Source organism: Streptomyces sp. SID5785 (assembly GCF_009870065.1).
In the GTDB taxonomy this organism is placed as follows: Bacteria; Actinomycetota; Actinomycetes; order Streptomycetales; family Streptomycetaceae; genus Streptomyces.
Genome location: NZ_WWIA01000685.1, coordinates 1 through 8706, shown reverse-complemented (window position 1 = coordinate 8706; position 8706 = coordinate 1). Strand labels below are relative to the sequence as shown.

Annotated in this window: 8 protein-coding genes; 6 read left to right on the top strand and 2 right to left on the bottom strand. The window is 70.7% G+C overall.

Annotation, left to right across the window (positions count from 1 at the left end; all coding sequences use genetic code 11):
- Positions 1-205 precede the first annotated feature (205 nt).
- A complete protein-coding gene (locus GTW43_RS22365; RefSeq protein ID WP_161303806.1) occupies positions 206-1438 on the bottom strand; it encodes a DUF349 domain-containing protein in 1233 nt (410 codons plus the stop codon).
- A gap of 135 nt (positions 1439-1573) precedes the next feature.
- Positions 1574-2431, bottom strand: coding sequence for a peptidylprolyl isomerase (locus GTW43_RS22360; protein WP_161303805.1), 858 nt, complete (start codon positions 2429-2431; stop codon positions 1574-1576).
- A 139-nt stretch (positions 2432-2570) separates the two neighbouring features.
- Here GTW43_RS22360 and GTW43_RS22355 point away from each other — a divergent pair, with 139 nt between their 5' ends.
- From GTW43_RS22355 to rpsD, 6 genes are all read left to right on the top strand, one after another.
- The gene (locus tag GTW43_RS22355; protein ID WP_161303804.1) at positions 2571-3281 is read left to right on the top strand and encodes an MBL fold metallo-hydrolase; all 711 of its coding nucleotides are present in this window, start codon (positions 2571-2573) and stop codon (positions 3279-3281) included.
- Positions 3282-3294: 13 nt separating this feature from the next.
- The gene (hisS, locus tag GTW43_RS22350) at positions 3295-4557 is read left to right on the top strand and encodes a histidine--tRNA ligase (RefSeq protein WP_161303803.1); all 1263 of its coding nucleotides are present in this window, start codon (positions 3295-3297) and stop codon (positions 4555-4557) included.
- 171 nt (positions 4558-4728) lie between these two features.
- Positions 4729-5370 carry a vitamin K epoxide reductase family protein gene (locus GTW43_RS22345; protein WP_161303802.1) on the top strand — a complete coding sequence of 214 codons (642 nt, stop codon included), beginning with the start codon at positions 4729-4731 and terminating at the stop codon, positions 5368-5370.
- A 76-nt stretch (positions 5371-5446) separates the two neighbouring features.
- Positions 5447-6796 carry a replication-associated recombination protein A gene (locus tag GTW43_RS22340; RefSeq protein WP_161303801.1) on the top strand — a complete coding sequence of 450 codons (1350 nt, stop codon included), beginning with the start codon at positions 5447-5449 and terminating at the stop codon, positions 6794-6796.
- A gap of 100 nt (positions 6797-6896) precedes the next feature.
- Complete coding sequence (locus GTW43_RS22335; RefSeq protein ID WP_161303800.1) at positions 6897-7616, top strand: HNH endonuclease family protein; 720 nt, start codon at positions 6897-6899, stop codon at positions 7614-7616.
- Between the two features lie 338 nt (positions 7617-7954).
- Complete coding sequence (gene rpsD / locus GTW43_RS22330) at positions 7955-8569, top strand: 30S ribosomal protein S4 (RefSeq protein ID WP_161303799.1); 615 nt, start codon at positions 7955-7957, stop codon at positions 8567-8569.
- Positions 8570-8706: the final 137 nt, after the last annotated feature.

The following is an 8706-nucleotide window of genomic DNA, read 5'->3' as shown; positions in this document are numbered from 1 at the left end:
CGGGGAACTGCGCGACCAGCCACGACGGCGCGGTAGTCGGCGATGACGCTGGGCCCCTACGGCGGGAGCCGGGGCGCGGGGACCTGCGCCAGCGGGCACTGTGGCGTGGCAGTCAGGGAAGGGCAGGTTGCCCAGGGTGGGGAAGACGGCAGTGGGCCCGGGCTGGGTCAGCCCGGGCCCACTTGAGGATCGGCTCAGCGGAGCGTCAGCCGCCGAACTCCTCCAACCCCTTGAGCGCCGAGTCCAGCAGCGCCTGCCGCCCGTCCAGCTCACGCTGAAGCTTGTCGGCCTTCGCGTTGTTCCCCTGCGAACGCGCCTGCTCCACCTGCCCCTTGAGCTTGTCGACCGCGGCCTGCAGCTGACCCGTGAGCCCCGCGGCGCGCGCCCGCGCCTCCGGGTTCGTACGCCGCCACTCGGCCTCCTCGGCCTCCTGGATGGCCCGCTCCACCGCGTGCATCCGCCCCTCGACCTTCGGGCGGGCGTCGCGCGGCACGTGACCGATGGCCTCCCAGCGCTCGTTGATCGAGCGGAAGCCGGCCCGCGCCGCCTTCAGGTCCTCGATCGGGAGCAGCTTCTCGGCCTCACCGGCCAGATCCTCCTTGAGCTTCAGGTTCTCGCCCTGCTCCGCGTCCCGCTCGGCGAACACCGAGCTGCGCGCCGCGAAGAACACGTCCTGGGCGCCGCGGAAGCGGTTCCACAGGTCGTCCTCGTGCTCGCGCTGCGCCCGGCCCGCCGCCTTCCAGTCCGCCATCAGGTCGCGGTAACGGGCCGCCGTGGCACCCCAGTCCGTCGAGTTCGACAGCGACTCGGCCTCGGAGACCAGCTGTTCCTTGACCTTGCGGGCCTCCTCGCGCTGCGCGTCGAGGGACGCGAAGTGCGCCTTGCGCCGCTTCGAGAACGCCGAGCGGGCGTGCGAGAAGCGGTGCCACAGCTCGTCGTCCGACTTGCGGTCGAGCCGCGGCAGCCCCTTCCACGTGTCCACCAGGGCCCGCAGCCGCTCGCCGGCCGCCCGCCACTGCTCGGACCTGGCCAGCTCCTCCGCCTCGGCGACCAGCGCCTCCTTGGAGTGCCGTGCCTCGTCGGACTGCTTGGCCTTCTGCGCCTTGCGCTCCTCGCGCCGCGACTCGACGCTCTCGACGAGCTTGTCGAGCCGCTTGCCGAGCGACTCCAGGTCACCGATCGCGTGCGCGTCGGTCACCTGCTCCCGCAGGTGCTCGATCGCCGTCGTCGCGTCCTTGGCCGACAGGTCGGTCGTCTGCACCCGGCGCTCGAGGAGCCCGATCTCGACGACCAGGCCGTCGTACTTGCGCTTGAAGTAGGCCAGGGCCTCGTCAGGGGATCCTGCCTGCCACGAACCGACCACTCGCTCACTGCCGTCGGCCGAACGCACGTACACGGTCCCCGTCTCGTCGACGCGGCCCCACGGGTCGCTGCTCACAGCGCCTCCTCCACATGATGCCTGCGGGGGCTCTGGAGCCCCCGGGCATCGTCCACAGTTTCGTCACGGCCAACATAGGCGACCGGCGGGGCGGCTGTCCGCATCCCGCGCGACCGAAATTTGTCGGTCGGCAGGTCAGGACTTGGTGACCGTCCCCTTGTCGATCACCACCGTCGCGTTGGGCGCGGTGTTGCCGGTCTGCGGGTCCTGGGGCTGCGCGCCGGCCTTGGCGATCTTGTCCAGAACCTTCAAGCCGGAGTCGGAGATCGTCCCGAACGGCGTGTAGGTGGCCGGAAGCTTGCTGTCCTTGTAGACGAGGAAGAACTGGCTGCCGCCGGTGTGCTTCTGGCCCGTGTTCGCCATCGCGACCGTGCCCGCCGGGAACGTGTACAGCTGCGTGCCCTGCTGCTTCTCCGCCTTCTTCAGGGAGGAGTCCTTCAGGTTCTCGTCCGGGATCGTGTACCCGGGACCGCCCTGGCCGGTACCCGTGGGGTCACCGCACTGCAGGACGTAGATGCCCTCCGTGGTCAGGCGGTGGCACTTCGTGTGGTCCAGGAAGCCCTTGTCGGCAAGGAACTTGAACGAGTTCACCGTGTGCGGCGCTGCCTTCGCCTTCAGCGCGATGTCGATGTCGCCGCAGGTCGTCGCCAGCTTCATCGAGTAGTCCGCCGCCTTGTCGACGGTGAGCGCCGGCTCCTTCTTCCACGTCGCCGTCTTCGCCTTGCCCGCGGCCGGCTTCTCGCACGGGTCGGGAGCCTTCGACGGAGAGGGGCTCGCGCTCGGCTCGGAGCCCGCCGACGTGTCCTTCCCGCCGTCGCTCTCGAACGCCCCGGCGGCGTACGCGGCGCCCGAGCCCAGGACGGCCACTGCCAGGACGGAGGCGATCACGATGTTGCGCGTGCGGGCCTTGCGTCGCGCGGACTCGCGCCGCTGCTGCTGGCGCAGGAACTTCTCCCGGGCGAGCTGACGCTGCCGCTGATCCTTGCTGACCACCGGGTCTTCTCCTCGTACGTCTCGTGGACCACGGTTGCGGGCCCTCGGTTGGTGCCCCGTACCGTATATGGGTTCGCTGTGGAAACGGCAGCGCCGGTAGGCTCTGATCTGCCATGACGACGACATACGAAGGACGATCGTGCTGATTGCCGGGTTCCCCGCCGGGGCCTGGGGGACCAACTGTTACCTGGTCGCCCCCGCCGCGGGTGAGGAGTGCGTGATCATCGACCCGGGGCACCAGGCCGCCCAGGGCGTCGAGGAAGCGCTGAAGAAGCACCGGCTCAAGCCGGTCGCCGTCGTCCTCACGCACGGCCACATCGACCACGTGGCCTCGGTCGTCCCGGTCTGCGGAGCGCACGACGTGCCCGCGTGGATCCACCCCTCGGACCGCTACATGATGAGCGACCCCGAGAAGGGCATCGGCCGCTCCATCGGCATGCCGCTGATGGGCGAGCTGACCGTGGGGGAGCCCGACGACGTACGGGAGCTGACCGACGGCGCACGCCTGAAGCTCGCCGGACTCGACTTCGGCGTCGCGCACGCGCCCGGCCATACCAAGGGGTCGGTGACCTTCCGGATGCCCGAGACCGCGGACGTGCCGTCCGTGTTCTTCTCGGGCGATCTGCTGTTCGCCGGCTCCATCGGACGCACCGACCTTCCCGGCGGCTCCATGGACGACATGCTCGAATCGCTGGCCCGTGTGTGCCTGCCGCTCGACGACTCGACCGTGGTCCTCTCCGGGCACGGCTCCCAGACCACCATCGGCCAGGAGCGCGCCACCAACCCGTATCTGCGGCAGGTGGCCGCCGGCCAGGGATCCTCGACCGAGGCTCCCCGACGAGGAATGTGACGAGAAGACTCCTGTGAGCACCTTCCAGGCCCCCAAGGGCACGTACGACCTGCTCCCGCCGGACTCCGCGACGTACCTCGCGGTGCGCGACGCGATCTCCACTCCGCTGCGCAACTCCGGCTACGGCTACGTCGAGACGCCCGGCTTTGAAAACGTCGAGCTGTTCGCGCGCGGTGTCGGCGAGTCCACCGACATCGTCACCAAGGAGATGTACGCCTTCGAGACCAAGGGCGGCGACCGGCTCGCGCTCCGCCCCGAGGGCACCGCCTCCGTGCTGCGCGCCGCCCTGGAGGCCAACCTCCACAAGGCGGGCAACCTCCCGGTCAAGCTCTGGTACTCGGGCTCGTACTACCGCTACGAGCGCCCCCAGAAGGGCCGGTACAGGCACTTCTCGCAGGTCGGTGCCGAGGCGATCGGCGCCGAGGACCCGGCCCTCGACGCCGAGCTGATCGTCCTGGCCGACCAGGCGTACCGCTCGCTGGGCCTGCGCGACTTCCGCATCCTGCTGAACTCGCTGGGCGACAAGGAGTGCCGTCCCGTCTACCGGGCGGCCCTGCAGGACTTCCTGCGCGGGCTCGACCTCGACGAGGAGACGCTGCGCCGCGCGGAGATCAACCCGCTGCGCGTCCTCGACGACAAGCGCCCCGACGTCCAGAAGCAGCTCACGGACGCCCCGCTGCTGCGCGACTACCTGTGCGACGCCTGCAAGGCGTACCACGAGCAGGTGCGCGAGCTGCTGGTCGCCGAGGGCGTCGCCTTCGAGGACGACGCCAAGCTGGTCCGCGGCCTCGACTACTACACGCGCACGACCTTCGAGTTCGTCCACGACGGGCTCGGCTCGCAGTCCGCGGTGGGCGGCGGCGGCCGCTACGACGGGCTCTCGGAGATGATCGGCGGCCCCTCGCTGCCGTCCGTCGGCTGGGCGCTCGGCGTCGACCGCACCGTTCTCGCGCTCGAGGCGGAGGGCGTCGTGCTCGATCTGCCCGCCGCCACCAGCGTCTTCGCGGTGCCGCTCGGCGACGAGGCGCGCCGTGTGCTGTTCGCCAAGGTGACCGAGCTGCGCCGGGCCGGCGTCTCGGCGGACTTCTCGTTCGGAGGCAAGGGCCTCAAGGGCGCCATGAAGAACGCGAACCGGTCGGGAGCCCGCTTCACGCTCGTCGCTGGCGAGCGCGATCTGGCCGAGGGCGTCGTGCAGGTGAAGGACATGGAGTCCGGCGAGCAGGAGGCGATCGCCGTGGACCAGGTCGTCGAGGTGCTGCGCGCACGGCTGGCCTGACGCCACCGCTGAGCCCGGCTCGTTCCGCGCCCCCGGAGGCACGCACGTTCGTGCGGCCCTCCGGGGGCGCGCGGCGTGGTGCTCGTCCTTATGCGCATCGAACGGTGAACTGACAGGCCGGTACGGCACAATGACCCTGCCCGCAAGCTCCCTCAGTGACGGATCGGCGTGATGAGCAAGACGACCGCAGCAAGTGACAGCCCCGCCCGCGACACCGTGGACGGCGGCGGGCCCAGGACCGTCGGCGGCAGCCGGGGGTTCGGACTGCTCCTGGTGATCACCGGAGCGGCGGGGCTGCTCGCTGCCTGGGTCATCACGCTCGACAAGTTCAAGCTGCTCGAGGATCCGAACTTCACGCCGGGCTGCTCGATCAACCCGGTGATCTCCTGCGGCAGCATCATGAAGAGCGACCAGGCCTCGGTCTTCGGTTTCCCGAACCCGATGCTCGGCCTGGCCGCCTACGCCGTCGTCATCTGCGTCGGCATGAGCCTCATCGCGCGGGCCCGCTTCCCGCGCTGGTACTGGCTCACGTTCAACGCGGGCTGCCTGTTCGGTGTCGGATTCGTGTCCTGGCTCCAGTTCGAGTCCCTGTACCGGATCAACGCCCTGTGCCTGTGGTGCTGCCTGGCCTGGGTCGCCACCATCCTGATGTTCTGGTACGTCACGTCGTTCAACGTCCGCAACGGCTTCCTGCCGTCGCCGCGCGGGCTCAGGACCTTCTTCGAGGACTTCACGTGGGCGCTGCCCGTCGTGCACGTCGGCATCATCGCCGTCCTGATCTTCACGCGCTGGGGCGACAAGCTCTGGGCGTGACCGGAGCGATCCGGGCGTGATCCGGGCGTGACCGGTGCCGGCCGGACTGTCAGTGGGGTGACATAGGGTTTTGCCCGTGGAGCCCGACCTGTTCACCGCCGCAGCCGAAGAACGCCAGGAGAAGGACCCGACCGCCAGCCCGCTGGCCGTCCGGATGCGTCCGCGCACCCTCGACGAGGTGGTCGGCCAGCAGCACCTCCTGAAGCAGGGGTCACCGCTGCGCCGTCTCGTGGGCGACGGCGGGGGCCCGGCCGGCGCCTCGTCGGTGATCCTGTGGGGCCCGCCGGGCATCGGCAAGACCACCCTCGCCTACGTCGTCTCGAAGGCGACCGACAAGCGGTTCGTGGAGCTGTCCGCGATCACCGCGGGTGTCAAGGAGGTCCGCGCCGTCATCGAGGGCGCCCGGCGCGCGATGGGCGGTCACGGCAAGGAGACCGTCCTCTTCCTCGACGAGATCCACCGCTTCAGCAAGGCCCAGCAGGACTCCCTGCTGCCGGCGGTGGAGAACCGCTGGGTGACGCTGATCGCGGCGACGACGGAGAACCCGTACTTCTCGGTGATCTCCCCGCTCCTGTCCCGCTCCCTGCTGCTCACCCTGGAGCCGCTCACCGACGACGACCTGCGCGGACTGCTCGACCGCGCGCTCACCGAGGAGCGCGGTCTCGACGGCGCGGTGACCCTCGAGGACGACGCCAGGGAGCACCTGCTGCGGGTCGCCGGAGGCGACGCCCGCCGCGCGCTCACGGCGCTCGAGGCCGCGGCCGGCGCCGCGATCGCCAAGGCCGAGGAGACCATCACCCTCCAGAGCGTCGAGGAGTCGGTCAACCGCGCGGCGGTCACCTACGACCGGGACGGCGACCAGCACTACGACGTCGCCAGCGCCCTGATCAAGTCCATCCGCGGCTCCGACGTGGACGCGGCGCTGCACTACCTGGCCCGCATGATCGAGGCGGGCGAGGACCCCCGCTTCATCGCGCGCCGCCTGATGATCTCCGCGAGCGAGGACATCGGCCTGGCCGACCCGACGGCCCTGCCCACCGCGGTCGCGGCCGCGCAGGCCGTCGCGATGATCGGCTTCCCGGAAGCCGCGCTCACCCTGAGCCACGCCACCATCGCGCTCGCCCTGGCCCCGAAGTCCAACGCGGCGACGACCGCGATCGGCGCCGCCATGGAGGACGTCCGGGCCGGCCTGGCCGGCCCCGTCCCGGCCCATCTGCGCGACGGCCACTACAAGGGCGCGGCCAAGCTCGGCCACGCCCAGGGATACGTCTACCCGCACGACGTCCCCGGCGGCATCGCGGCCCAGCAGTACGCGCCGGACGCGATCGCCGGCCGCCGGTACTACGAGCCGACCCGGTACGGTGCGGAAGCGCGGTACGCGGATGTGGTGGAGCGGGTCCGCGAGCGGCTGCGCGGGGACGGATGAGGGCGATCCCCCGATCGTCCGGAGCGATCCCCCGATCGTCCGGAGCGATCGCCCGCCCCTCCGGAGCGCGCCCTCCGGCCGGTCGGCCTACGCTCGGCACATGCGCAGCAGCTCACGCCGGAGATCCGTCACCACGGCCGTCCTCCTGCTGAGCGCCGTGGCGTGCGCCCCGCAGCACTCCGCGAGACAGCCGGCCCGCACCGGCACGCCGACGCCCTCGCCCCGGCAGCTCGCCGGCAAGGCCTTCCCGCCCGACGCCGCCACCGCCGGCAAGCAGCTCGCCGCTCTCACCGTCGCCTGGGGCAGGAACTGGCAGTCCTACCGGCGCACCGCCTTCGGCAAGGGCTGGAGCGACGACGTCGACGCCCCCGGCGGGCGCAACGGCTGCGACACCCGGGCCGACGTCCTGCGCCGCGACCTGAAGGACCTGCGCAAGGGCGACCGCAACCCCTGCGTCGTCCTCTCCGGCACCCTGCACGACCCGTACACCGGCAAGAAGCTGCCGTACACCTACCACCGCGCCTCCCGGATCCAGACCGACCACGTCGTCGCGCTCGGCGCCGCCTGGCGGGCCGGTGCCCACGCCTGGACCGACCGGCAGCGGCTGACCTACGCCAACGACCTGGACGTCCTGCTGGCGGTCGACAAATCGGCGAACTACGACAAGAGCAGCAAGACCCCGGACAAGTGGAAGCCGCCGAACCGCGCCTTCTGGTGCGAGTACGGCCGGCGCTGGACCGGGATCAAGGCCAAGTACCGGCTCACTGTCACCCCGCCGGAGAAGGAGGCGCTCCGAGGCCTCCTGGCGACCTGCCGCTGAGCGATCCGGTAGACTCCTGCGCAGTGCTGTGTTCCGTGCCCGGTGTCCCGAAAGGGAGGCGGGGCATCACCAGAGCGGAACATCCAGCCGGATCCCCCGAACCGCAAGGCACAGGGGATCCAGGAGCGTCGCGCACCTTCGAAGGTGTCGCGGGCAGCCCACCACCCCGGAGACGGCGGTCGGTGGGCCACTCGCGTGCTGCACGTATGTGCCCAGACCCGGGAGCGGCTGCCCGAACCCCCCTGTGTGGCGGGGCCAGGGTTTCCCAGGCTGCGGATGCGACCTCCCCGAACCCTGGTGAAGCCGTATTCGCATCAGAAACACGAGGTGTTTGGTTCATGGCGAACCAGTCCCGCCCCAAGGTCAAGAAGTCGCGTGCCCTCGGCATCGCGCTGACCCCGAAGGCCGTCAAGTACTTCGAGGCCCGCCCCTACCCGCCGGGCGAGCACGGCCGCGGCCGCAAGCAGAACTCGGACTACAAGGTCCGTCTGATGGAGAAGCAGCGCCTGCGCGCGCAGTACGACATCAGCGAGAAGCAGCTCGCCCGCGCCTACGACCGCGCCAAGAAGGTCGAAGGCAAGACCGGCGAGGCCCTGGTCATCGAGCTCGAGCGTCGTCTGGACGCCCTGGTGCTGCGTTCGGGCATCGCCCGCACGATCTACCAGGCCCGTCAGATGGTCGTCCACGGCCACATCGAGGTCAACGGCCAGAAGGTCGACAAGCCGTCCTTCCGCGTCCGTCCCGACGACGTCGTGATGGTCCGCGAGCGCAGCCGCAAGAAGCCGCTGTTCGAGGTCGCGCGTGAGGGTGGCTTCGCCCCCGAGGGCGAGACCCCGCGTTACCTCCAGGTCAACCTGAAGGCCCTGGCCTTCCGCCTGGACCGTGACCCGAACCGCAAGGAGATCCCCGTGATCTGCGACGAGCAGCTCGTCGTCGAGTACTACGCCCGCTGATCTCCCTCACCGGAGCCTCCCTCAGCGGAGAGCGGACGTAGGACCCCCTGCGTGTCAGCCCGTCGTCTCCCCGCCGTTCGCGGTGGGGGAGGCGGCGGGTTCGCGCGTTCCGTGACCGGTTTCGCCGCCGGTCTCCG